This is a genomic window from Phytohabitans sp. LZ39 (assembly GCF_059359075.1).
In genome coordinates this window covers 240,662-265,092 of record NZ_JCADBM010000015.1, presented here as the reverse complement: position 1 = coordinate 265,092, position 24,431 = coordinate 240,662, and the positions used below count along the sequence as shown (strand labels likewise).

Here is a 24,431-nt window from a genome sequence, read left to right as displayed (position 1 = left end):
CGAGCGCTGCGAGCCGCCGGCCGGGAGCGGTGCCCGCGGGAGCATACGGTCCGCAGCTGACGCGGACGTGGGCAAATCTGCCTCGAAGCAACGCCACGACGGGCGGCGACCCTGACGCCGAAAGGTCTCTAGAGACCTTTTGGAGTCAAGGCGGCTTGCCTCCAAGTCCCTTTAGGACGAGGATTTGAGCTACAGCGATGTCCGTCGTGGTCCAGATCGCTGCTCCCGCGGCCTCACCCTTGGCGGTTGGTCGCGGTTACCCCTTGCTGGTTACGCTGCGTCAGGACGGCAGAGGTAGGGGTCGGCCAAGCCTCCGCAGAGCGAGTAGAAGTCCCTAGCCCCACTCGGATCCTTGCGGGGTGCGGACGGTGGTGAGGCGCACGGCCAGGGTGCCGGCGAGCAGGGCGAGGCAGGCGATCACGAGACACCGGATGGCCTGGTCCGGCAGCAGGCGGGCGGGTTGGAACGGCAGCAACGCCAGCCCTGCGGCGACCACTGTGGACGCCGCCGCCCAGAAGGCGAACGGCCGGCGCGGTGCCGGCGGGGGCGGTCCGTGCCAGCGGCGCAGCAGCCGCGCCCCGCCGAGGTGCAGCATCAGCGCCAGCCCCACCGCGAAGCCGACGAGGTCGGACACCCGCACGAGCAGCTCCCACCACGGCAGCCCCGGCGCCACCCGAGCGTGCAGCCAGGGAAACAGGAGCCGGCCACCGTCCACATAGGGATGGGTGAACGCGTCCCACACGATGTGGCTCAGCGCGCCCAGTACGGCCGAGATCGCCGTGATCCACCATGGATGGCGCACCGTGCCGAGCACGCCGTAGTCGCGCAGCGCCAGCCGCCCGCCGGCGGGCAGGTGTGCGGCCACGACCGGCGCCGTCCAGCGCACGAGCCGCCCGCCCACCAGCGTGATCGGCGCCGCCCACCACAGTGGAGCGTGCCAGGCGTGACTGTGGATGGTCACGCCGTATCCGTCGGCGGCGTAAGCGATGTCGGGCGCGACCGCCCCGATGACGAGGCCCACGCCGTCGAACCACCGCGGCCGCCACAGCTTCAGGGGCACGACGGCGATCGGATGGGTGGGCAGCGTCAGCGGCATGCTCGGGACCGTACGGCCGCCGCCGGGGGCGTTGGTGATAGGACGGTGAAGGTTGCGTGCGGATCCTGACGCGGGCTCTACCTGAGCACGAGCGTGGTCAGCGACCGGGCCGGCAGCAGCACCGGGATGCGCCGGGTGCCGTGCGAGCGGGTGTCGGCGACGCGTTCCAGCGAGTGGGTTTCGTCCGTCAGGTACGTGGTGGTGCGCTTGACGAGCGTGTCCGTCTTGAACGTGGTGCTGGCCGTAGCCGTGCCGGTGTTGAGCAGCTGCACGGTCATCGAGCCGTCGCGGTTGCGGAAGGCGGTCGCCTTCACCAGCGGGTCGGCCACCTGGGTGGTCACCCGCACCGCGCCGGGCCGGATGAAGCGCGAGTACGCGGCGAAGGCCCACAGGCGCTTGGAGACCCGGTAGCCGTCGCCCGAGTTTGGCAGCTGGATGAACGCCCGCGTGGCACCGAGCGACATCGCGACCCAGTAGACGTAGGCGTTGGCGTTGGCTTCGGCGAACGTCTGGTGGATGCTCTCCGCGACGGCGAAGCCGGCGTGGGTGGTGCCGTCGTCCCAGGCCTCGTTCCAGGTGGTGCCGCTCGGGTTCCACTCGGTCATCCAGGTCGGCTTGCCGGTGGGCAGCGGCGCGGTGGGCCGGCTGGCGTACATGTGCCCGGTGTGCGTGGCGACCTCCCGCGCGGCGGCCGGGTCGGCCTCGATCGCGGCCGTGTACGCCGCCTGTTGGCTCCACCCGAACGAGTCGCAGCACACCAGCTCGGTGCGCAGCCCGCTGCGGCGCAGCGTCGGCCCGAGCACCTTGACGAAGTCGGCGGCCTGCGCGGGCGTGAAGCGCATCGAGGCGTAGGACGCGGTCCAGTCGGGCTCGTTGGTGAAGCCCACGTCCGTGATACGGATGCCTTCCTGGCGGTAGAAGCGCAGATACCGCACGAGGTAGTTGGCGTAAGCCTGGCGCCAGTCACCGCTGGCGCAGGCCGTGCCCGGCACACCGCAGAGCTCGCCGCCCTGCACGTCGGTGCCGTTGGTCTTCATGAAGCCCGGCGCGCTCCACGCGTCGGCGAAGAAACGCTTGACGCCATACCGCTGCGCCTGCTTGCTGAACCACACCTGCGCGCCGTCGTCGCCGTCCCACACGTAGGTGGGCTTCGCGTCCGGCCCGCCCGGGTCGGTAGGCTCGATCGTCTTCATGTGGTCGTAGACGTCGTCCGTCGACGACCCGATGCCGATCCGCACGATCGACGCGCCCGCGCCGGTCCGCTGGTCGAAGAGCAGGTCGAGCACCGCCTGCGTGCTCTCGGGGGAGAGGCCCCGATCCCCGCGCAGGAGCGTCGCCCGCTGAAACGCCGCCGCGAAGCCCAGCCCGTCGATCGACTGGAGTCGCTGCCGGAAGCTGATCGTGTCCCCGGTGTCTTGTGCCGCCGCGGACCCAGGCGCGAACGACACGATGGTGGCGGAGACCGCCAGGCAGGCGAGCGCGGCGCGTAGTTTCATGTGCCTTCCTTCCGATAGTTTTCCGGAGGCAGGCATAAACTATGGTCGATCGCCGTCGTGCGTCAACCGCCTGGTCTCGCTCTTTCCGCGGTCGAAACTTTCGAAGCCTATTTGCCCACGTGGGTGGGTGGTGGCGCGTCTTGCTTCCGCGGGCTTTAGCTCCGCTGTCGGGTCGGGCTTGGCGCGCCTGCTGCTCGGATGGGCTCGACGGTGCGCTGTGGACCCTTCGCCGCGGAAGGGCGGTGGCCGGAGTTGATCAGGGAGTTGGTGGGCGTGTCGGTCGGTGTGTCGTGACATCAACTCCCTGATCAACAGCGGTGGGCCTGGGTTTTGGGCTAAGCATCACGCGGTGCCCGACCCGGTCTGTGGGTATGACGCGAGGAAAAGGGGGTGTCCCATGAACGAGGCGCAGTTGCACAAGGTGGCCCATGACGCGGGCTTCGTCGCAGCGCTCGACCAGAGTGGTGGCAGCACGCCGAAGGCGCTGGAGCACTACGGCGTGCCCGAGTCGGCCTATGCCGGCGACAAGCAGAAGATGTTCGACCTGATGCACGAGTTTCGCAGCCGGATCATCACCGCGCCGGCGTTCGGCGGTGACCGGATTCTCGGCGCGATCCTGTTCGAGCAGACGATGGACCGTGACGTGGCCGGCGTGCCGAGCCCGCGGTACCTGTGGGAGCACAAGAACGTGGTGCCGTTCGTCAAGGTCGACGAGGGTCTCGCGCCCGAGGCGGACGGGGTGCGGCTGATGAAGCCGTTCACGAAGCTCGACGGGCTGCTGGAGCGCGCGGTCCAGGCGGGGGTGTTCGGCACGAAGATGCGGTCGTTCATCGCGCGCGCCGACCCCGACGGCATCGCCGCCGTGCTGGATCAGCAGTTCATGTACGGCCGACGGATCCTGGACGCCGGGCTCGTGCCGATCCTGGAGCCCGAGGTCGACATCAACAGCGACGACAAGGCGGAGGCTGAGCGGCTGCTCGAGCAGGGCATCGCGGAACGGCTGTCCGGCGTGCCGGACGGGCGGCGGGTGATGCTCAAGCTCACCATCCCCAGCGAAGACGACCTCTACGCCAATCTGATCCGGCATCCGAAGGTGCTGCGCGTTGTCGCGCTGTCCGGCGGCTACTCGCGGGACGAGGCCACCGAGCGGCTGGCACGCAACCACGGGCTCGTCGCGAGTTTCTCCCGGGCGCTCACCGAGGGGTTGCGGCGGCAGGAGAGCGACGAGGAGTTCGACCGGATCCTGGAGGCTTCAGTCGCCGCGATCTACGCGGCCTCGACAACCTAACGGATTCTGTCGTTACGACACCGTGATGGACGGATTTCCTCACGGACTTGACGTCGACTGACTGATACTGGCACCGTCGGGCTAGTTGTGAATCATGAAAGGAGCCCGGCGTGCTGGATCCTGCCGCCCGCTACACCGGCTACCGGTCCTACAGCTACCTCGAGGCCGGGTCCGACTACCGTGAGTTCAAGCTCGCGCCCGAGCTCGGCCGGGTGCCCGCCTACCAGGGGACGGCGCTGACCGGCGACCAGCGCGACCGGGTGCGGCGGCTGCTCACCGACAACATCGTCATCTCGCTGCACGACCACCCCTCGGTCTTCCCGGAGGACATCGGGGAGACCGTCGAGTACAACCGGACCGCGCGCCACCACACCGGCTACGAGGGGCTGGCGCGCTCCGGGATGACCGCCGTCTTCGACAACTTCATGGACGGCACCTGCTGCGTCACCAGCCAGATGGGCTGGAAGTGGAGCGACGTCATCGCCGACGTCGGCACCCGCCTGTCCGACGTCGCGCACCAGGACTACCTGGTCAAGGTCGAGCGGCTGGCCGACATCACCGACGCGCACGCGAGCGGCCGGGTCGGGCTGGTCGTCGCCACCGAGGCCGCCACCATGATCGAAAACGAGGTGGACCGGCTCGACATCCTGTACGGGTTCGGGGTCCGGCAGATGGGCATCGCCTACAGCGAGGCCAACACGCTCGGCAGCGGCCTGAAGGAGCGCGGCGACGGCGGGCTGACCTACTTCGGCGAGCGGGCCGTGCGCCGGATGAACAAGCTGGGCATCGCCATCGACGTCTCGCACTCCGGCGACCGGACCTCGCTCGACACGATCCGGCACTCCACGAAGCCGATCTTCATCACCCACGCCGGCGCCCGCGCGGTGTGGCCGACCAACCGCATGAAGCCCGACGAGGTGATCCGCGCCTGCGCCGAGCGGGGCGGGGTCATCGGCATCGAGGCGGCACCGCACACGACGCTCTCGCCCGCCCACCCGCGACACACTCTCGAGTCGGTCATGGACCACTTCACGTACTGCGTGGATCTGGTCGGGATCGACCACGTGGCCTTCGGGCCAGACACCCTCTTCGGCGACCACGTCGGCCTGCACGACGCGTTCGCCGCGCACCTGTCCATCGCCGAGGCGCACGGGCACGTCGAGCACCCGCGGGTGTCCTACGTGGACGGCCTGGAAAACCCGGCCGAGTGCTACTGGAACATCACGTCCTGGCTGGTCGGCCGGGGCTACTCGGACGACGAGATCGTCAAGGTCCTGGGGGGCAACATCATGCGCGTCCTTGCGGAGGTCTGGCACTAATGCGACGCATCCTCGTGGGCATCGCCTCGATAGCACTCGTCGCGGCCGGTTGCTCGCCGAGCAACCCGGACAGCGACTCCTCCGACAGCGGTGGCGGCTCGGGCCGGCTCACCATCGGCACCACGGCCGACGTGGTCAACTACAACCCCCTGGTCGGCAACAGCCGCACCGACACCTGGGTCACCAACCTCATGTACCCGCGCCTGATGAGCATGGACATGGAGGGCAAGCGGACGCCGTACCTCGCGACGAAGTGGGAGTACGCGGACGGCGGCAAGACGGCCAAGGTGACGCTGCGCGACGACTTCACCTGGAGCGACGGCACGAAGGTGACCGCCGACGACGTGATCTTCACGATCGACGCGGTGGCCAAGGAGAAGATCGGCGTCGTGGCCGGCCTGATCCCCGCGTACACCGACGCCACCGCGGTGTCGCCGACCGAGATCGAGTTCCACCTCTCGCAGCCGGACGGCACGTTCCTCGACAACGTCGGGTTCTGGATGCCAGTGGTGCCGAAACACGTTTTCGAGAAGGCGCCGAGCGTGCAGAAGTTCGCCAACGACAGCGACTGGGTCTCCGCCGGGCCGTACAAGCTGGAGACCGTCGAGCGCGGCCAGCGGTACGTGCTCAAGCGGGTCGACTCGTACCCGCTGGTCGACGGCGGCAAGCCCACCGCGGAGGAGGTCGTCTTCCGGGTCTTCCCGGACGTCAACACCGAGGCGCTCGCGCTGCGCAACGGCGAGATCGACCTGATCGCCAACGCCGTGCCGCCCGCGCTGGCCAAGACGCTCGAGGGCAATGACAAGATCAAGACTGTGAAGGTGCCATCGCTCGGTTGGGCGCACATGCAGTACAACGTGCAGCGCAAGCCACTGGACCGGCTCGAGGTGCGGCAGGCCTTGGCGGCCGCGGTCGACTACGAGGCGATCCGGCGGGTGGCGTTGCAAGGCTCGGCCGTCTCGTCCAACTCCTCGGTGCTCACGCCGACGCTCAAGCAGTGGCAGGACACGAGCGCCAAGGAGTACACGTACGACACCGCCAAGGCGAAGCAGCTGCTCACCGGCGCCGGCTTCAAGGACGGCAACGGCGACGGGCTCTTCGACGGCCTCAGCTTCCGCATGATCTACGACCAGGCCGACCCGAACATCGCCAAGTGGGCCCAGCTCGTGCGCGACTCGGCCAAGCAGGCCGGCGTCGACATCAAGCTGGAGGGCCTGGAGCGCAACACCTACGTCGCCAAGTACCAGGAGCGCGACTACGACATCTACGCCGGCTCGTGGGCGATCATGGACAATCCGCCGGCCAACCTCGCGCTCGCGTTCAAGTGCAAGGGCTTCATCAACTACGCGAACGCGTGCGACCCGGAGCTGGACAAGCTGATCGACCAGGCGCGGGCCCAGCTCGACCAGGCCGACCAGAAGCCGATCATCCAGCAGGCCGCCAAGATGATCACCGACAAGGTGTACGACAACGTGCTATACGTCGAGGAGTTCACCATCGCGCACTCCGCGCAGTGGTCGAACTTCCTGACCCAGCCCAGCGAGCTGCTGTCCATCGTCAACCCGCAGTCGATCGCCCAGGCCAAGAAGGGCTAGGCATGGGCGGCAGCACCCGGTTTCTGGTCCGCCGCCTGCTGCGCGGGCTGCTGACCCTGTGGTTCGCGGCGACCGTGACGTTCCTGCTGCTGCGGTTGCTGCCCGGCGACCCGGCGCTGGCCGTCGCCGACCCGACGATGACCGAGGAGCTGTACGACGAACTGCTGCGCGACTACGGCCTGGACAAGTCGCTGCCCGTGCAGTATTGGCACTTCCTGACCCAGCTCGCCCAGGGCAACCTCGGTGTCTCGTTCCGGCAGAACCAGCCGGTGCTCGACATCCTGCTCGAACGGTTGCCCTGGACGATGCTGCTGGCCGGGTCGTCGCTGCTGGTCACGGTGGTGGTGGGCATCCCGCTCGGGGTGCTCGCCGCCACCCGGGCCAAGGGCCTGCTCGACCGGCTCATCCAGGTCGGCGGGATCACCGGCCAGTCGCTGTTCGTGCCGAGCATCGGCGTGTTCCTGCTGTACCTCTTCGGTGTGCGACTGGGCTGGCTGCCGATCGGCGGCGCGATGGACGACGACGTCTACGGCCTGGCCGCGTACGCCAGCATCGCCAAGCACCTCGTGCTGCCCTGCCTGTCGCTCGTGCTGGTGCAGCTCGGCTCGTACGTGCTGACCCTGCGCAGCACGCTCATCGAGGCGCTGGGCGAGGACTACTGCCGGCTGGCCCGCGCCAAGGGCCTGCCCAACCGGCGGGTGGTGTGGCGGCACGCGTTGCGCAACGCGCTGCTGCCCACCACCACGCTGGTGGGGCTACAGCTCGGTTTCCTGGTCGGCGGCGCGGTGCTCACCGAGTCGATCTACGCGTACCCCGGCGTCGGCCGGGCCATCTACGACGCGGTCGCGCAGCTCGACTTTCCCGTGCTCCAGGGCGCGTTCATCATGCTCGCGTTCACCGTGATCGTCGCCAACCTGCTCACCGACATCGCGTACGGCGTGCTCGACCCCCGGGTGCGGGCGTCATGACCCTTCTCCGGCGCCCGACCGGTCGCCGCGCGGCGGCGCCCGGCGAGACCGTCACCGAGTCGCCCGGCCGGCTCACGTTCGAGGCCTTCCGGCGCAACCCGCTCGGCCCGGCCGCCGTGGCCGTGCTGCTGCTCATGGGCCTCGTCGCGGTGGCCGCGCCGCTGATCGCCGACTACCCCAGCGGGTACGGCGAGGACGTGCTCGCCCCGCCCGGCGGCGCACACTGGTTCGGCACCGACGACCTGGGCCGCGACGTGTTCGCCCAGGTGGTGTGGGGCACCCGGGTGAGCATCGTGGTCGGCCTGGCGGCAAGCCTGCTGGCCATCGTCGTCGGCGTCGTCGTCGGCGTCGCGGCCGCCTACTTCAAGCGGGCCGACGCCGCCCTCGGCGTGGTCGTCGACCTGTCCCTCTCGCTGCCGGTGCTGCCGCTGATGATCCTCGTCGCCGCGCTCGCCGGCCCGAGCGTGCCCACGCTCGTCGTGGTCATCGCCGCGTTCAGCTGGCCGGAGGTGGCCCGGGTCGTGCGCTCGCAGGGCCTCGCGGTCGTGCCCCTGCCGTACGTCTCGGCCTCCCACGCGCTCGGCGGCTCGCACCTGTGGATCATCCGCAAGCACGTGCTGCCGGGCGTCGCGCCGGTGGTCGCCGTCTCCGTCGTCCTGACCACCTCGCGCGCCGTGCTCTCCGAAGCGGGCCTGTCGTTTCTCGGCCTCGGCGACCCGGACAGCTGGTCGTGGGGGGCGATCCTGCACAACGCGCAGCGGTCCGGCTCCCTGGCGACCGCGTGGTGGACCACGCTCTTCCCGTCCTTGGCCATCCTGCTGCTCGTCGTCTCGGCCACGCTCGTCGCGGTGGCCTACAACGACGCCAGCAACCCGCGTACGAGGTGACCCGCATGCGACTGGCCCCGGCCTTCTACGCCGACCTCCACACTGGACTGCGCGCCGACCTCGACGCCGCCGGCCTCGACGCGCTGGTGCTCGACGACCCGCTCGACGTGGCCTACGTGACCGGCTTCGCGCACTTTCCCAACGAGCGCCCGGTCGCCGCGTACGTGCCGCGCGAGGGCGAGGTGCTGCTGCTCGTGCCCGACCTCGAACGCGAGTACGCGGCCGACCAGCAGGCCAGCGCCACGCTCGCCGTCTACCCCGAGTTTCCTGGCGAACGGTCACCCTTCGCGGTGCTCCGCGACGCCGTGGGCGCCCAGCCCCGCCGCGCGGCGCACGCGCCGTCGACGTCGTATGCCCGGGTACAGGCGCTGGCGTCGGAGTTCGCGGATACCCGGTGGACGGTCAGCGACCTGGTCGGTGCGCGCCGGCTGCGCAAGACGCCGGAGGAGATCGCGCTGCACGTCGAGGCGGCCCGGATCGCCGACGCCATGGTGGCCGAGGGCGTCCGCCTGGTCGGCGAGGCGAAGGACGACCTGCCCACCGAGGCGGAGCTGGCCGCGCACGTGACCCGCTTCGGCGCCCAGCTCATGTACGCCGAACACGAGGACGTCGTCGTCGTGCCGATGCTCACCGGCGGCCTCGTCTACAGTGGACCCAACTCGGCCCAGCCGCACCGGCTGCCCGGCGGCGACCGGCTCCGCCGCGGCGAGCCGTTCATGCTGTCGCTGGGGTGCGCGGTCGGCGGTCGGTTCGTGGAGAGCGAGCGCACGTTCCTGCTCGGCGAGCCGGCGCCGGAGCAGCGCCACTACTACAGCGTGGTCCGCGAGGCGCAGCACGTCGGCACCGAGGCACTGCGCCCCGGCACCCGCTGCGCCGACGCCAACCGCGCCTGCCTCGACGTGATCCGCCGCGCCGGCTTCGCCGAGTACCTGCGGCACCGGCAGGGACACGGCATCGGGCTGGGCTTCCACGAGCCGCCGTGGGTGGCCGACGGCGACGACACCGTGCTCGCGCCGGGCATGGTGCTCTCCAGCGAGCCCGGCCTGTACGTGCCGGGCCACGCCGGCTACCGCATCTCGGACACCGTGCTCGTGACCGACGAGGGGCCGCGGCGGCTCACCGGGTACCCGCGCGACCTGGCCGACATCGTGATCGGAGCCTGACATGCACGTCGAGATCAACGGAAACCGCCTCACCGTGGAGGTGCTCGGCGACGGGCCTGGCAAGCCCACGATGATCGTCCACCATGGAGCACCCGGACTCGGCTCGCACACCGAGCCCCTGGCGTCGTTCGGCCCGTTCGCGGACGCGTACCGCGTCGTGGTCTTCGACGCCCGCGGCTCCGGCACCAGCGAGGGCAAGCCGCCGTTCACCCACGAGCAGTGGGCGTCCGACGTGGACGGTCTGCGCGCCTGGCTCGGCGCCGAGCGGATCGTCATGGCCGGCGGCTCGTACGGCGGCTTCGTCGCGATGGAGTACGCGATCCACTACCCTTCGCGGGTCTCCGCCCTCGTGCTGCGGGACACCGCCGCCGACAGCTCCAACCAGGACGCCGCGCTCCGCAACGCCCTGTCGTCGGCGCGCGTCAAGGTCGACCGGGAGAAGCTCGACCGCATCATGTCCGGCACCGTCCGCGACGACGCCGACCTGCGCGACTGCTGGGCCGAGATCCTCCCGCTCTACGACCACGACCTCGACTGGGCGAAGGTGCGCGAGCGGGTGGCGGCCACCCCGTACCGGTACGAGACGCACAACTTCGCCTTCGCCGTCAACCAGCCGAGCTACGACATCAAGGCCAAGCTGCCCGGCATCACCTGCCCCACGCTGGTCACCGTCGGCCGCCACGACTGGATCACGCCGGTCGAGTGCGCCGAGACGATCGCATCGCTGATCCCCGGCGCCGAGCTCGTCGTCTTCGAAAAGTCCGGCCACTCGCCCCAGCTGGAGGAACCCGAGCTGTTCCAGGCGGTGGTCCGGCGGTTCCTCGCCCGCGTGGCATGATGCCCGTCGACATGTACGCGCACCTCGACTCGACCGACCGGCGCATCGTCGCCGCGCTCCAGGTCAACGGACGGGCCAGCTGGACCGACATCGCCCAGCTCACCGGCGTCTCGGTCAACACCGTGGCCCGCCGGGGCCAGCAGCTGTTCGCCGCCGGCCTGGTCCGGGTCGCCGCCGTCTTCCTCGGCTCCACCAACATGCTGATCACCCGGATCAACTGCGCGCCCGGCACCCAGCTCAGCGCCGCGCAGGCCCTCGCCGCGATCCCCGAGGTGCGGTTCGTCGCGCTGGTGACCGGCGCCTACGACCTTGTCGCCGAGGTCGTCGTGCCCAAGGACGCCGGGCTGCACTCCGTGCTGCTCAACGGCGTGCAGGCCATCCCCGGCGTGCGGGGGAGCGTGGCCGACCTCGAGCTGCACGTGTACAAGTCCACCCACGAGTGGAGCCGCCACCTGCTGCCCGATGCCAGCCAGCTCGGCCCCCCGCCGACCGTGCACGACTGCGCGCCCGACCACATCGACACGGTGGGGGAGCAGATCGTCGACGTGCTGCGCGAAGACGGCCGGGCCAGCTTCCAGGCCGTCTCCGCGCGGCTCGGGGTCAGCGAGAGCACCGTGCGGCGCCGCTTCGAGGCCCTGCACAGCACCGGCTGCGTACAGGTGATCACGCTGGTGCCGGCCGCCGCGCTGGGCTTCGAGGCGGAGGTGCTCTTCTGGGTGTCGGTCGCACCGGCCCGGCTCGACGGCGTCGCCCGCGAGCTCGCCAAGCTGCCCGGCGTGCGGTACGTGGCCGCCACCCTCGGGCAGCAGTCGCTGATGTGCGAGGTCATCCTGCCCACCCACGACGACCTGTTCCAGTTCACCACCCACACGCTGGCCGGCATCGAGGGCATCCTGTCCTGGACCGCCAACGTCGAGCTGCTGACGGTGAAGCGAGGCTTCGTCGTCACCCCCTGGGCCGCCCGCCACCTGGGTTAGGATGGCGGCTGGCTGCCAGGGAGCCACCGGTCCGCGGAAATGGGCTCAGCCCACCTGGCGTGAGCACACGCGCGTCACGATCGTTCTCCTTTCGGCCTGACCGAGCGGACATCAGGCAGACGAGAGGAGGCCATCGTGCCGACCCTGGACATGCCCGACCGTCCCCACCTCGACAGCTTCCGCCGGCAGGCCCGTGCCCTCCAGCGGGCCGCGCGGGCCGGCGACCCCGACGCCCTCGCCAGGCTGGCCCGCGACCACCCCGGCGGCCCGCCCGGTGACACGAGCGCCCTGCGGCTCAGCGCCGCGCAGGCGGTCGTCGCCCGCGAGTACGGCTTTCCCAGCTGGCCCCGCCTCACCCGATACCTGGAGACCGTGGCCGAACACGGCTGGGAGACCGGCCTCGGCGCGGCGCCCGCCACCGACCCGGCCGACGAGTTCTGCCGCTTGGCCTGCATGACGTACAGCCGCGACGACGGACCGGCCCGCTGGGCGCGCGCCCGCCAGATGCTGGCCGAGCACCCCGACCTGACCAACGCCAACATCTGGGCCGCCGCGGCCGCCGCCCGCCCCGACGACGTCGGCCGGCTGCTGTCCGAGCGGCCGCGGCGGGCGGTCGAGCGCGGCGGCCCGTTCGGCTGGCGGCCGCTGTTCTACCTCGTCTACTCGCGGTTCGACCCGACCGTGCCGGCCGAACGCGTGCTCGCGGTCGCCCAGCGGCTGCTGGACGCCGGCGCCGACCCCGACGAGGGCTACCTCTTCGACGCGCTGCCGTCACCGTTCACGCTGCTGACCGGCGTCTTCGGCGCCGGCGAGCTGGGCGAGCCGCACCAGCCCCGCCACCCGCACTGGCGGGCGCTCGGCCGCCTCCTGCTCGACGCGGGCGCCGACCCCAACGACGCGCAAGCCTTGTACAACCGGATGTTCGCGCCGGACGACTCGCATCTGGAGCTGCTGTTCGAGTACGGCCTCGGCACCGGCGACGGCGGCCCGTGGAAGGAGCGGATCGGCCAGCTGCCCACCCCCGCGCGGATGCTCCGGGTCCTGCTGCGCTGGGCGGTCGAACACCACCAGCCCGCCAGGGTGCGGCTGCTGGTCGAGCACGGGGTCGACTTCCGCTCACCGTTCGAGGGCGACGGACCGAGGTGGAGCCCCGGCGACGGCCGCACACCGGTCGAGCTGGCCCGCCTCAACGGCGACGCCGAGATCGCCGACTACCTGCTGGCCCAGGGCGCCCCACCGCCCGCCGCCGACCCGGCTCGAGACCTGATCGCGGCGGCCTTCCGCGCGGACCGCTCCACTGTGGACAAGATCCGCGCCGAACACCCCGCCGCCCTGGCCGAGGCCCGCCGCGACCGCCCCGGCCTCGTCGTCTGGGCCGCCACCCACGCATCCGGCGAGACGGTCGGCCTGCTGGCCGAGCTGGGCTTCGACGTCAACGCCTTCGGCCGCGGCGACGCGCCCGTCGAGGAGGCCTGGGAGACCGCACTGCACCAGAGCGCCGGCCACGGCGACGTCGCCCTCACCCGCCGCCTGCTCGACCTGGGCGCCGACCCCAACCTCCGCGACAAACGCTTCGACGCCACCCCACTCGACTGGGCCCGCCACCTCCACCAACCCGCGACGGCCGCCCTACTCGAACCACTCACGACCTAGGCGTGGCCGGGCGCTGAGTTCCTTTATTTAGGACAAGGATTTGGGCTACCGCGATGTCCGTCGTGGTCCGGACCGCTGCTCCCGCGGCCTCACCCGTCCGCCGTTGGTCGCGCTCACCCTGTGCGTAACCGGCCCGGGAGAAAGGGGCGGGTGGATTGAGCTCGTGCCAGGCGGTGGTCAACGTTTGTCCACAATGACCGTTCCCGGATCGGCGATCCGGGAAAGCAACAAGGGTTTCGTCGCCGCGTGTAACCGCTGCGGCGGTGTGCGCGGCGCGAGATTCGCGATCTAGGAGAGTTGGGGCGCTATTTCAACCCCAAGTCTCCTAGATCTCGAAGTTTCGTCCCCTGGCTGGTTACGCTGCGTCAGGATGGCGGAGGTAGCGCCGTGAAGACCCTTCGGGCTTGTCCCGTGGAGCCGGCTGTGGGCGGCCGGGGGTTTCGGCGAGCGCTGCGAGCCGGCGCCGGGAGTGGTGCCTGCGGGAGCACCCGGTCCGTCGCTGAGGCGGACGGGGAAATCTGCCGGAACGCCGCCGCACGCGTAACCCCGACTCCGAAGGCTCTCCAGAAACAGACATCGCGGCGGTGGCTAGGCCCAGGATGGCTGGGGTTCTTTGGGGCTGGGGCCGAAGCGGTTGGGGCCGGGTGTGCTGTCCTGCACCATGAACACGATCAGGACGATGGCGCCGACGAGCGGGATGAGGGCGATCAGCAGCCACCAGCCCGAGCGGTTGGTGTCGTGCAGCCGGCGGACGCCGACGGCCAGGGACGGCAGCAGCAGCGCCAGGTTGACGATCGTGCCGACCAGGCCGGCGGACCACAGCGACGACGAGGAGTCGGTGCCCAGCGCGATGTCGATGATGCCGGCGACGATGCCGACGAGGATGGTGAAGAGCACGAACCACCAGTACTCGGACCGGCGGGCTCGGCCTCCGAATTGGACGTACTGGGAGAGCACGGAACGCACGGCAGCGGTGAAAGACATGCGGTCAGGGTAAGCAGTGCCCGCCATCAATCCTGGAACGGCTGCGTCTCCGCCGGGCACACCGTCCCCGGCGGTGGCAGCGCGAGGTCGACCAGGTAGTGGGCCGCGATGGCCTGGGCGCAGCCGCTCCGTGGGCGGTCCGGCCGGCCGAGGCTGGTGTGGCCGAACGCGTCGACGCTGACCAGCCGGGCCGCGTCGAGCTCGGCCGCCATCCGCTGGTTGAACGTGTAGTTGGTGGCCGGATCGTGGTAGTTGCCGAACAGCAGCAGCGGGGTGGCGGCGCGCCGGTCCCAAGGGCCGTCGTAGCGCTCTGGCTGGCGAGCCGGCCACGTCGCGCAGAAGACCGCGCCGAAGGCGTGCCCGCGGCCGAAGGTCGGCGCCTGGTGCTCCCAGAGCGGCGCCACGGCCGGGAAGATCGCCGGGTTTCGCGGGTATGGCTCGTCGGCGCAGGTGACCGCGAACTCCGACTCGTTGCCCGTGTAGGGCGTGCCGGACGTCTTCGCGGCCGCCGGGCCGGCCTGGGTCGCCTCGTACACCGCCTGGAGCTGCGCGGCGAGCTGTGCGTAGAGCTGCGGTGTGTACAGTGTGGACGCAAGCTCGCCGGTGAACGTGCTGAGGTCGAGCGGCCCGAGCCCTGGGACGGTCAGTGGGCCCTGTCGCAGCCGCGCGCGGATCGCCGCCAGCTTGGCCGCCGGGTCGCCTGCGCTGAACGCGCACCGCGCGCCGACCTCCGCGCACCGGCTCAGAAACGCGTCGAGGACCGCCTCCATGCCGGCGGCGCGCTGGCGCAGGTACTCCAGCCCGTTCGTGGTCCGCAGCGCCGGATCGACGTTGCCGTCGCCGACGACCGCGCGGACCCGGTGCGGGAAGAGGTTGGCGTAGGTGGCGCCGACCAGCGTGCCGTACGAGAAGCCGAGGTAGGTGAGGCGCCGGTCGCCGACAGCCGCGCGCAGCCGGTCGAGGTCGCGCGCCACGTTCAATGTGGACACGTGCGGCAGCAGCGGGCCGCCTCGCGCGGCGCAGGCGTCGGTGAGGTCGCGGTTGGCCCGCAGCGTCGACGCGATCTCCGGGCGGGTGACCGGCACCAGGACGACCCGGCCGTAGACCGCCTCGGCCTCCTCGCCGGTGGCGAAGCACCGGATCGCGCCGCTCAGTCCGACCCCCCGCGGGTCGAAGCCGACCACGTCGAAGCGGCGCAGGATCTCGGCGGGCAGCACGCTGTCGAGCTCGATCGGCAGCAGCGTGCCCCGGCCACCCGGGCCGCCCGGGTTGACGAACAGCGAGCCGATGCGGTGCGCCGGGTCGTCGGCCGCGCGCCGCAGCATGGCGATCCCTACCGTGCCGGCGGCGGGCCACGCGTAGTCGATCGGCACCGCGTGGGTGGCGCAGTCGTACTTGTGCCGCTCTTCCACGGGCACCGCGCGGACCATCTCCTCTGGACAGTCCGTCCAGCGGAGCGGGTCCGCGCTCGCCGGCGGCGCCGGCGCCACCAGGGATACCAGGAGGAGCGCTGTCAGTGCGGCGACCAGCCGGGGCAACGGCTTCATGCCCGACAGTCTCCACCGCCAGCCCGGCCGGCACATCGCGGCAAAGCCCTAGGGACCACCCCTGACCCGGCTAGAGCCAGCCGCGGCGTCTCAAGTAGAGGTACAGGCCCGACGCGCAGGCGACGATCACGACCGTGCTCACGACGAAGCCCCACGTGGTCTCGTACCCGGGGTAGGGGAGGTTCTGGCCGAAGAAGCCGGTCAGCGCGGTCGGCACCGCGATGACCGCGGCCCAGGCGGCGAGCTTGCGGGTGATGTCGTTGAGCACGTTGCCCTGCTCGGCGAGGTCGGCCTGGAGGACGCCCTCGATGCGGTCGCGCAGGTGTTCGACCTCGTCGACGGTGTGGCGGGCGTGCTCCTCGACGTCGGTGTAGTAGGGCGCGACCTGTTCGTCGACGGTGCGGCCGTCGGTGCGCATGGCCTGGCTGACCAGGTCGGGCATCGGGGCGACCGGGCGCCGGATGGTGGCTACCAGCTTGCGCAGCGCGACGCCGCGCATCCGCACCGGCCGCGGGGCGCCGCCCTCCTCCAGCAAGGTGTCCTCGATGGCGTCCACGGCCGCGTCGACGCGCTGCGCGGCCGCGAACTGGCCGTCCACGACGACCGCGAGCAGGCCGTAGAGGAGGAAGGAGACGCCGCCGGCGGCGATCAGACCGGCGTCGGCGTCCCACCGGCCGATGAGCGGGGCGGTGTCGCCGGGTGACTTGCGGACGGTGATCAGGGCCCGTTCGGTGACGAACGCACTGATCTCGTTCTTGCTGAGGCGGAGCCGGTCGCCGGCGGCGTCGACGTCGAGCGCGTAGACGTTGAGGAACATGTGGCCCGGATAGCGCTGGAGCTTCGGCGCCTCGTGGTCCTGCACCGCGTCCTCCAGCGCGAGCGGGTGCAGGTGGAACGGGCCGGCGATGGCCGCCAGGTCGTCAGTGTCGGGGTCTTCGAGGTCGAGCCAGAGCACGGCCTCGGGGTGCTCGTCGAGCTTCGCGGCGGCCTCGCCGGCCGGGAAGCCCTCGGCGACCACGGCGCCATCCTGGTAGAGGCGGGTCTGCGTGGGGCAGGACGGTGCGTTCACCACCGCATCTTCACACTTCCACCACCACCGGGCCCGGCGGAGGGCCATACGGTCGGAGGTCATGCGGGTCCTGATGATCCTCCCGGCGCTCACCGAGGCGACGAGTCCGCTCTTCCGGCCGATCAAGTATTCGCTGTTTCCGCCGCTCGGGCTGGCCACGCTCGCCGGCTACCTGCCCGACGGCGACGACGTGCGGATCGTCGACGAGCACGTCGAGCGGTTCGACCCCGAGGACGGCGCGCTGCCGGATCTCGTGGTGATCCAGGTGTACGTGACGTCGGCCCGCCGGTCGTACGAGCTGGCCGACTGGTACCGGGCCCGCGGCGTCTTCGTCGCGCTCGGCGGCCTGCACGTGACGTCGCTGCCGGAGGAGGCGGCCCGGCACGCGGACGCCGTCTTCACCGGGCCCGGCGAGGACACCTGGCCGGTGTTCCTGGCGGACTTCCGGCGCCGGGAGCCGCTCAAGCGGTACACCTCGAAGCTCCGCACCCTGCGCGGGCTACCGCCGATCAGGCGTGACCTGATCCGGCGGCACCGCTACCTCGTGCCCAACTCGATCGTCGTGTCGCGTGGCTGCCCGCACCACTGCGACTTCTGCTACAAGGACGCGTTCTTCGAGGGCGGAAAGTCCTTCTACACGCAGGCGGTCGACGACGCCCTCGCCGAGATCGAGCGGCTGCCCGGGCGGCACCTGTACTTCCTCGACGACCACCTGCTCGGCAACCGGCGCTTCGCCACGGCCCTGTTCGACGGGATGCGCGGCATGGGGCGGGTCTTCCAAGCGGCGTCCACAGTGGATGCCGTGCTCGCGCCGGAGCTGCTGGAGAAGGCGTTCGAGGCGGGGTTGCGCAGCCTGTTCGTCGGCTTCGAGTCGGTCAACGCGGCCGGCCTGACCGAGCAGCGCAAACGGCAGAACGTCGGCCGCGACTACGCCGCCGTGGTGCGGCGGATCCACGACGCGGGCGCGATGGTCAACGCGAGCTTCGTCTTCGGCCTGGACTCCGACGGGCCGGACGTCTTCGACCGCACCGTCGGGTGGGCGGTCGAGCAGGGCATCGAGACCGCCACGTTCCACATCATGACGCCCTACCCGGGCACCGGCCTGTTTCGCCGGATCGAGGCCGAGGGGCGCATCGCGCACCGCGACTGGGAGCTGTACGACACCCGGCACGTGGTCTACGAGCCGCGCGGCATGAGCCCGCGCCAGCTGGAGGACGGGTACTGGCGGGCGTACCGCGACTTCTACCGGTGGGGCAACCTGTGGCGGGGCGCGGCGGCCAAGGAGCGGCTCGGCGACCGGCTGCGGCACCTGGCCTACGCGGGCGCGTGGAAGAAGTTCGAGCGGGTGTGGGACGCGCTGATCCGCACCCGCCAGGTGCTGCACGCGCTGCCCCTGCTGGAAACGGCGCTGAGCAGCTTCGGCGCGCGCCGGCCGGCGACGCCGCGGGGCCGGCGGCCGCCGTCACGACCGCCGGCCGAGCTGTCAGGTCGTCGCGCAGGTGGGGGTTGGGGCGGTGTTGGTGCCGTTCCACGAGGCTATGAAGCCGAACGTGGCTGAGGCGCCCGGGGACAACCCGCCGTTCCAGTTGACGTTTCGAGCGGTCACCGAGGCTCCACTTTGGGCGACCGTCGCGTTCCAGGACTGGCTGATCCGCTGGCCGTTCGCGAAGCTGAAGCTCGCGGTCCAGGCGGAGGCGGCCGTGGTGGCGGTGTTCGTGACGGCGACCTCGCCCTGGAAGCCGCCGGTCCACTGTGAAGTGACCCGGTAGGTCGCGGTGCAACGCCCGCCACCGCCGGTCGGCGACGGCGTGGGAGAGACCGACGGCGTGGGGGAAACCGACGGCGTGGGGGAAACCGACGGCGTGGGCGTCGGCGGGACGCCGCCGTCCAGGACCCGGCTGAGGACCGGGTACCAGCTGTTGGCCATCTTGCGGTAGCCGGCGTCGTTCGGGTGTACGCCGTCGCCGGTGTCGGTGGCCGTGTTGAAGCCCGTCCACAGGTCGGCGACGACGATCGGCGACTGCGCGGTGGTCAGACCGGCCGCCCAGCCGGGGATCGCGTTGTTGAACGCCACCACGTCGGCCGGGCAGGTGGCGCAGGCCGACGCGGCCATCGGGATGATCTGCGCGACGATGATCTTCATGTTGGCGTTGTCGGCGCGCATCTGGCCGACGAGCTTGGTGAACGCGTTCAGCTTGTTCTGAAGCGGGATGTGGCCGCCCCACATGTCGTTGGTGCCCAGGTGCACGACCACGACGTCCGCGTTGGCAGCGGCCAGCCACGGCGGGAGCTGGTTGTTGTCGGCGATGCCGGTGGCGGAGAAGCCGCCGTGGCCCTCGTGGTCGTGGTCGTACGTGAAGCCCGGGTTGCAGCCGCCGCCGTCGGACACCCCGCCGACGAAGTCGATGTTCGTGTACCCGGTGGTCTGGAGCCTGTTCCACAGGTAGGCCCGCCAGCAGCCGGTGCCGGCGGTGATCGAGTCGCCGAGCGGCATGATGCGCACCGGGGCGGCGGCGGCCGAGAGCGCCGGCTTGGCCACGGTGTGGACCAGCGCCGCGGTCAGGATGGCGAGGAGGGCGGCGGCCAGCTTCCTCATCGCGTCACCGACAGCAGGTGTGCTTTGTAGGCAGACGTCAGCAGCGCCTCGGCTGCCGCGGAGGTGAGCAGGGCATGTCGACGTTTCATGAGGATCTCCTCTGGGAGTGAGAGGTGACCATCAATGGGAGCGCGTCCAGGATGCTGCGGTACTTAACCCTTTAAGTCAAGCCCTTGACCAACTCGAATCGACGGGCGTCACCGTGGCGCAGGAGATGGGCGTCACCGTGCCCGACGGGCGAGCACGACCGCGCCACCGGCCCTCAGCTGAGGAGTGTCTCGCCGATCCACCCGTCCTCCGCGCAGCCGGGTGGGACGGCGAAGACGGCGGAGCCGGTAGGCGTGATCCAGTCGTTCATGAGGTCGGCCTCGGCGAGGTTGCGCTGGATGGGCAGAAACTGGGCGCCGACGTCCCGCTGGTACGCGGCGAAGACGAGGCCCATGTCCGGGCGACCGTCCGGGCCGGGGGGCTCGTCGTAGTTGTACGGGCGGCGGAAGATTCGCTGCCGGTCGTCGTCGACGTGCGCCCGCGCGATGTGCGAGGCCTCGGAGATGACGGTGAGACCAAGCTCGTTCGTGGCCGCGTAGTCGGGCAGGTCGCGCTCGTGCGAGCCGGTCAGCGGCGCCCCGGTGTCGAGCCGGCGGCCGACCGCGAACTCCTTGCCGGCGGTGTCGACGGCGTCCCACTTCTCCATCTCCGCGCGGATCCGCCGGACCACGAGCGTGGTGCCGCCCCGCAGCCACGACGGTCCACTGTCGACCCAGACCGCCCCGTCGAACTCCGGGCTGCCCGGCGGCGGGTTGCGGGTGCCGTCGAGCTGGCCCATGACGTTGCGCTGCGTGACGCCGTCGTCCTGGGTGCCCCGGCCCCGCCGGAACCCCCGTTGTGTCCATCGTGGACGGGCGAACGCGAGCGTGTCCTTCAGGAGCATCCGCTGGGTGTGCGTGACGGTGAGCGGGTCGTCGGCGCAGACCTGGATGAGCAGGTCGCCACCGCTCCAGCGCTCCTCGAGCCGGTCGATGGCGAACGCGGGCAGCGGCGCGACCGACTCCGGCCGCAGCGCGTCGAGCCCGGCGGCGGCGAAGAACCGGGGCCCGAAGCCGAACGTGATGGTGAGCCGGGCCGGGAGGGCGGCCAGGTCGGGTTCGGTGTCGGCGAGCGCCGGCCGGCCCTGGGTGAGCCGGGCGGCGTCGTCGGTGAGCAGCCGCATCATGCGCCCGAGCGCCGCCCGATCCACGCCAGGCACCAGGTCGAACGCGACGAACGCGGCATGTGCCTGCGCGGGCGTGTCGATCCCGGCCTGGTGCACGCCGTGAAACGGGACGGTCTGGTCGCCGTACACCAGCGGCGCGGCGGTGGCGGGTGCCGGACCGCCGCCGCCACCGGTGGCGCCGTGGGCGACCGCGGCGCCGGCGACCGCGCCGCCGACGGTCAGGGCCCCGCCGGTCAGCAGCCGCCGGCGGCTGACGGACGCGGGGGGAGTCGGATCGGTCATGTCGGCCCGGTCACCCGCCCATGCTCATGCTGGGCGACGCCGACATGCCGGGCATGTGCGGCTGGTAGCTCTCGTTGCCGCCGGCGAAGTCCTTGCCCAGCGCGGTGAACTCCATCGTCCCGCCGTCGGCGAAGGTCAACGTGATCGTGACCTCGGTGCCCGCGGTCACCGGCGTCGTGATGTCCATCATCATCAGGTGGTCGCCGCCCGGCTTGAGCTCGTGCGAGCCGCCGGCCGGGATGGTGAAGCCGCCGTCCTTCGGGCGCATCACCATCTTGCCGTCCACAGTGGCCACCTCGTGCAGCTCCATCATCGGCGACGCGGTGGAGGTCGCCTTGACGACGGTGACGTCGGTGCCGCTCGTGTTCAGCAGCGTGCCGAACGTCGCGGACATCCCGGATGCCGCTGTCTTCACCCACATGTCCTTCACCGCGAGCGGCTGCCCGGCCGCGGAGGGTGACGTGGACGGGCCGGCGGCGGCCGCCTCCGGGTCGGCGTCGTCGCCGCACGCACCGAGGAGCAGCACGGCCGCCACCAGGAGCAGCGCGTGGCGCCCCATCTTCCTCACGATCATCGAACAAGCCTTCCCACGATCAACTCGGTCAGGAAGGTTGGTCGACACCCGCCCGCCGAAAGTTCCCCGGCGGCCGTTCGAGATCCGCCACCCCTGGCGTATGTCTTGTTGTGATCTCGTTGAGGTGGCGGATCTCTCGGACGGCCGGTGCGACAAGCCTGTGGGCATGAGCGTTATGCATCGTGGCGACGAGCACCTGCACTACAGCGACCACTCGCACCGGTGGATCGCCCCGCCCGACATCGACCAGGCGATCTGGGAGGCCGGGATGCGGGCGCACATGGCGCAGCACCGGGCGACCATGGGTGGACCGTTCAACATCGACGAGCTGATCGAGGTGCCCAAGGCCCGCGTCCCCGGCCGGCGGGACCAGGTCGTGGAGCTGCCCAAGCGAGGCGTACCGCGCCAGCGCCGCGCCGCCTGACCCATGCGCGGGCCGGCGGCCGGCGGCCCGTAGTCTGTTGCTCCAATGAGTGACGTCGACCAATATCCCCAGGGTCGCCGCCAGGGCCGTGCCAAGGTCCGGCGGCGGCTCGTGGTCATAGCCGTCGTCGGCCTCGCGGCCGTCACCGGGCTCGGCACCGTCGCGGCGCTGTCCGCCGCCGCCCCGTCCGAGGAGGCCCGCGGCGCGGGCGTGCCGAGCACACCCGCCGGGGTCCAGCCGGACGGCTCGCTCGCCCCGCCGGCCGCGACGCCCACCGCCACCCCGACGCCGACGACCTCGGCCGCGCCCAAGACGGCCGGCACGTGCGCCCGACCCGTGAGCGCGAAGCCGGTCGTGAAGGTCACCGAGGTCAAGGTCGGTGTCGGGGTCACCGGCTACGGGTCGGAGGGCGACACCGACCCGCTGCCCATGGCGATCGCGGCCACCCCCGGCGGCGGCTCCTGGCTGGCGTGGCTGGGCACGAACGGCCGGGTCTACCTGGGCAAGCTCGACTGCGCCGACAAGCTGGTCGGCAAGCCGACGAGCTTCACCGGCATCGACCTCCAGGACGTGCAGGCCGACAGCAACGGCGGCGTGCTGCTGCTCACCCGCAAGGGCAGCTGCGGCACCGGCCCGCTGTGCGGCGGCTCGTCCAGCCCCTGCAACACCATGCACATGATCCGCTTCGACAACTCGGGCAAGCAGGTCTGGGACCGGCAGGTCACCAACCTCGGCGGCGGCCGGGAGGGCTACGACGACGGCGCCCGGTTCGTCTGGTGGTACCAGCACCACGGCCGGCTCGCGTCCGACGGCAAGAGCTACGCGGCCTACTTCGGCGTCGCCATCACGGTGCGCAACGGCAGCTGCGTCGACATCCACGAGGGCGACCGGCTCCAGGTGGTCAACGCTAACGGCACCCTGGCCTCGGGACACCGCGACAGCTTCGAGGTCGGGTGCAGCCACAGCTGGACGGCGCGCGTCGTGTGGGACCCGCGCACCAAGCACTACGTGAGCGTGTGCGCGACCGACAACGCCTGCCGCATCGCACGGCCGGCCCCGTACCGCACGGTCGCCTCCGGCACCTGCGACGGCACCCTCTTCGGCGGCGACCTCGTGCTGGCCAAGACCCGCGGCTACTGGATCGCGTGGAGCCAGGGCGGCCGCGTGCGCCTCGCCCACTTCACCACCGGGGCGGCGGACGCCACCGTCAACACCTCGGCCAGGTCCGGCCATCCGCACCTGGTCGGCTACGGCACCGGCCGCATGCTGCTGGCCTGGGGCTCGGGTTCCGCGATGGCCGCCCAGGTGTACGACGCGGGCAGCGGCAAGGCGGTGGGCGGCCAGTTCACCGTCAACGTGCGCGACCACAACTACCAGGCCTTCAAGCCCTACGCCGACGGCAGCGCCGCCTACCCGGCCGCCGGCGGCGGGACCTCCATCCGCGTAGCCCGCGTCCTGCCGATGAGCTGAGCGCGGCTACCGCCCTGTCCGTCGTGGTCCAGACCGCCGCTCGCGCGGCCTCACCCGTCCGCCGCTGGTCCCGCTCACCCCTTGCGCCCTGCTAGGGTCTCTACGGCTTGCGGCCGACGGCGCAGTACTGGTCGATGACCTCGGGCGGGGTCGTCGGGTCCGGCTTCCACTCGTTTACCGACACCACGCCGGGCTCGACGAGCTCCAGGCCCGCGAAGAGCGAGGCGATCCGCTCCGGGCTGCGCAGGTGGTACTTCGGGTTGGCGGAGACGTTCCAGATCCGCACGGCCTCGGTGACCGCCTCGCTGGTGTCGCTGCCGTCGTACATGGCGAGGAAGCTGCCGGAGGGCAGGCCGGCCATGGTGCGGTCGATGATCGCCTTGGCTTCGGCGTCGCTCTCGATGTGGCCGAGGATGCCCATCAGGATGAGTGCCACCGGCCGGGTCAGGTCGAGGGTCTTCGCCGCCTCGCGCAGGATGGTGTCGGTGTCGCGCAGGTCGGCGTCGACGTAGCTGGTGGCGCCCTGCGGGCTGCTGGTGAGCAGGGCGCGCGCGTGCGCCAGCACGAGCGGGTCGTTGTCGACGTAGACGACGCGGGAGTCCGGCGCCGTCGCCTGGGCGACCTCGTGCGTGTTGTCGGCGGTGGGCAGGCCGGTGCCGATGTCCAGGAACTGGCGCACCCCGGCCTCGCCGGCCAGGTAGCGCACCGCGCGGGTCAGGTAGGCGCGGGACAGGCGCGCGCTGTCGGCGAGCTGGGGGAGCGACTGGATGATCTGGTCGCCGACCGCGCGGTCGGCGGCGAAGTTGTCCTTGCCGCCCAGCAGGTAGTTCCAGATCCGGGCCGTCTGCGGCACGCTTGTGTCCAGCGTGGAGATGTCCTGCTGGTCGGCCATGTGCGGCACCCTTCGGTGAGCGGGGAGAGCGGCGGGGGCGGAACGCGCGCCAGCATAGCCGGGGGTCCGGATGGCCGCCGGCGCGGGCGCGCCGGAGTGT

General features: G+C 71.3%; 21 protein-coding genes. 12 read left to right on the top strand and 9 right to left on the bottom strand.

Going from position 1 to position 24,431, the window contains the following annotated elements:
- Window positions 1-334: 334 nt before the first annotated feature.
- Together AC5L36_RS27590 and AC5L36_RS27585 are read right to left on the bottom strand one after the other, a co-directional pair.
- Window positions 335-1,096 (bottom strand): DUF4184 family protein, encoded by a 762-nt coding sequence (locus tag AC5L36_RS27590; RefSeq protein WP_441220662.1) that lies wholly within the window; start codon window positions 1,094-1,096, stop codon window positions 335-337.
- Window positions 1,097-1,173: 77 nt separating this feature from the next.
- Window positions 1,174-2,592, bottom strand: coding sequence for a glycoside hydrolase family 30 protein (locus AC5L36_RS27585; protein WP_441220660.1), 1,419 nt, complete (start codon window positions 2,590-2,592; stop codon window positions 1,174-1,176).
- 397 nt (window positions 2,593-2,989) lie between these two features.
- On the opposite strand from AC5L36_RS27585, the gene AC5L36_RS27580 reads away from it, so the two are divergent.
- The 9 genes from AC5L36_RS27580 (at window position 2,990) to AC5L36_RS27540 (ending at window position 13,280) form a co-directional block, all read left to right on the top strand.
- A complete protein-coding gene (locus AC5L36_RS27580) occupies window positions 2,990-3,880 on the top strand; it encodes a fructose bisphosphate aldolase (RefSeq protein WP_441220658.1) in 891 nt (296 codons plus the stop codon).
- Window positions 3,881-3,990: 110 nt separating this feature from the next.
- The gene (locus AC5L36_RS27575; protein ID WP_441220656.1) at window positions 3,991-5,199 is read left to right on the top strand and encodes a dipeptidase; all 1,209 of its coding nucleotides are present in this window, start codon (window positions 3,991-3,993) and stop codon (window positions 5,197-5,199) included.
- Window positions 5,199-6,794 carry an ABC transporter substrate-binding protein gene (locus tag AC5L36_RS27570; RefSeq protein WP_441220654.1) on the top strand — a complete coding sequence of 532 codons (1,596 nt, stop codon included), beginning with the start codon at window positions 5,199-5,201 and terminating at the stop codon, window positions 6,792-6,794. Before AC5L36_RS27575 ends, AC5L36_RS27570 begins: the two co-directional genes overlap by 1 nt.
- A 2-nt stretch (window positions 6,795-6,796) precedes the next feature.
- Window positions 6,797-7,762 (top strand): ABC transporter permease, encoded by a 966-nt coding sequence (locus tag AC5L36_RS27565; RefSeq protein ID WP_441220652.1) that lies wholly within the window; start codon window positions 6,797-6,799, stop codon window positions 7,760-7,762.
- Window positions 7,759-8,649, top strand: coding sequence for an ABC transporter permease (locus AC5L36_RS27560; protein ID WP_441220650.1), 891 nt, complete (start codon window positions 7,759-7,761; stop codon window positions 8,647-8,649). The genes AC5L36_RS27565 and AC5L36_RS27560 overlap by 4 nt, the downstream gene beginning before the upstream one ends.
- A 5-nt stretch (window positions 8,650-8,654) precedes the next feature.
- Complete coding sequence (locus AC5L36_RS27555) at window positions 8,655-9,812, top strand: M24 family metallopeptidase (protein ID WP_441220648.1); 1,158 nt, start codon at window positions 8,655-8,657, stop codon at window positions 9,810-9,812.
- 1 nt (window position 9,813) lies between these two features.
- Window positions 9,814-10,650 (top strand): alpha/beta fold hydrolase, encoded by an 837-nt coding sequence (locus tag AC5L36_RS27550; RefSeq protein ID WP_441220646.1) that lies wholly within the window; start codon window positions 9,814-9,816, stop codon window positions 10,648-10,650.
- Window positions 10,650-11,627 (top strand): Lrp/AsnC family transcriptional regulator, encoded by a 978-nt coding sequence (locus tag AC5L36_RS27545; protein ID WP_441220644.1) that lies wholly within the window; start codon window positions 10,650-10,652, stop codon window positions 11,625-11,627. The genes AC5L36_RS27550 and AC5L36_RS27545 overlap by 1 nt, the downstream gene beginning before the upstream one ends.
- Before the next feature lie 135 nt (window positions 11,628-11,762).
- Window positions 11,763-13,280: an ankyrin repeat domain-containing protein gene (locus AC5L36_RS27540; RefSeq protein WP_441220642.1), complete on the top strand. Its 1,518-nt coding sequence runs from the start codon at window positions 11,763-11,765 to the stop codon at window positions 13,278-13,280.
- Window positions 13,281-13,868: 588 nt separating this feature from the next.
- On the opposite strand, the gene AC5L36_RS27535 is transcribed toward AC5L36_RS27540, so the two are convergent.
- From AC5L36_RS27535 to AC5L36_RS27525, 3 genes are all read right to left on the bottom strand, one after another.
- Window positions 13,869-14,264 (bottom strand): DUF805 domain-containing protein, encoded by a 396-nt coding sequence (locus AC5L36_RS27535; RefSeq protein ID WP_441220640.1) that lies wholly within the window; start codon window positions 14,262-14,264, stop codon window positions 13,869-13,871.
- Between the two features lie 26 nt (window positions 14,265-14,290).
- Complete coding sequence (locus AC5L36_RS27530; protein ID WP_441220638.1) at window positions 14,291-15,811, bottom strand: alpha/beta fold hydrolase; 1,521 nt, start codon at window positions 15,809-15,811, stop codon at window positions 14,291-14,293.
- A gap of 70 nt (window positions 15,812-15,881) precedes the next feature.
- The gene (locus AC5L36_RS27525; protein WP_441220636.1) at window positions 15,882-16,880 is read right to left on the bottom strand and encodes a magnesium transporter CorA family protein; all 999 of its coding nucleotides are present in this window, start codon (window positions 16,878-16,880) and stop codon (window positions 15,882-15,884) included.
- A 61-nt stretch (window positions 16,881-16,941) separates the two neighbouring features.
- On the opposite strand from AC5L36_RS27525, the gene AC5L36_RS27520 reads away from it, so the two are divergent.
- Entirely contained in the window at window positions 16,942-18,438 is a 1,497-nt protein-coding gene (locus tag AC5L36_RS27520; protein ID WP_441220634.1) for a B12-binding domain-containing radical SAM protein, read from the top strand.
- Here the strand turns inward: AC5L36_RS27520 and AC5L36_RS27515 are convergent.
- The 3 genes from AC5L36_RS27515 to AC5L36_RS27505 form a co-directional block, all read right to left on the bottom strand.
- Window positions 18,364-19,476 (bottom strand): cellulose binding domain-containing protein, encoded by a 1,113-nt coding sequence (locus AC5L36_RS27515; protein WP_441220632.1) that lies wholly within the window; start codon window positions 19,474-19,476, stop codon window positions 18,364-18,366. The genes AC5L36_RS27520 and AC5L36_RS27515 overlap by 75 nt on opposite strands.
- Window positions 19,477-19,738: 262 nt before the next feature.
- Window positions 19,739-20,971 carry a Dyp-type peroxidase gene (locus AC5L36_RS27510; RefSeq protein WP_441220631.1) on the bottom strand — a complete coding sequence of 411 codons (1,233 nt, stop codon included), beginning with the start codon at window positions 20,969-20,971 and terminating at the stop codon, window positions 19,739-19,741.
- Between the two features lie 10 nt (window positions 20,972-20,981).
- Window positions 20,982-21,545, bottom strand: a complete 564-nt coding sequence (locus AC5L36_RS27505; protein ID WP_441220629.1) for a copper chaperone PCu(A)C — start codon at window positions 21,543-21,545, stop codon at window positions 20,982-20,984.
- A gap of 166 nt (window positions 21,546-21,711) precedes the next feature.
- Between AC5L36_RS27505 and AC5L36_RS27500 the strand changes: the two genes are divergently transcribed.
- Together AC5L36_RS27500 and AC5L36_RS27495 are read left to right on the top strand one after the other, a co-directional pair.
- The gene (locus AC5L36_RS27500) at window positions 21,712-21,969 is read left to right on the top strand and encodes a hypothetical protein (RefSeq protein ID WP_441220627.1); all 258 of its coding nucleotides are present in this window, start codon (window positions 21,712-21,714) and stop codon (window positions 21,967-21,969) included.
- A 45-nt stretch (window positions 21,970-22,014) separates the two neighbouring features.
- Complete coding sequence (locus AC5L36_RS27495; protein WP_441220625.1) at window positions 22,015-23,439, top strand: hypothetical protein; 1,425 nt, start codon at window positions 22,015-22,017, stop codon at window positions 23,437-23,439.
- Between the two features lie 100 nt (window positions 23,440-23,539).
- Here the strand turns inward: AC5L36_RS27495 and AC5L36_RS27490 are convergent, their stop codons facing one another.
- A complete protein-coding gene (locus tag AC5L36_RS27490) occupies window positions 23,540-24,331 on the bottom strand; it encodes an SAM-dependent methyltransferase (RefSeq protein ID WP_441220623.1) in 792 nt (263 codons plus the stop codon).
- Between the last annotated feature and the right edge of the window lie 100 nt (window positions 24,332-24,431).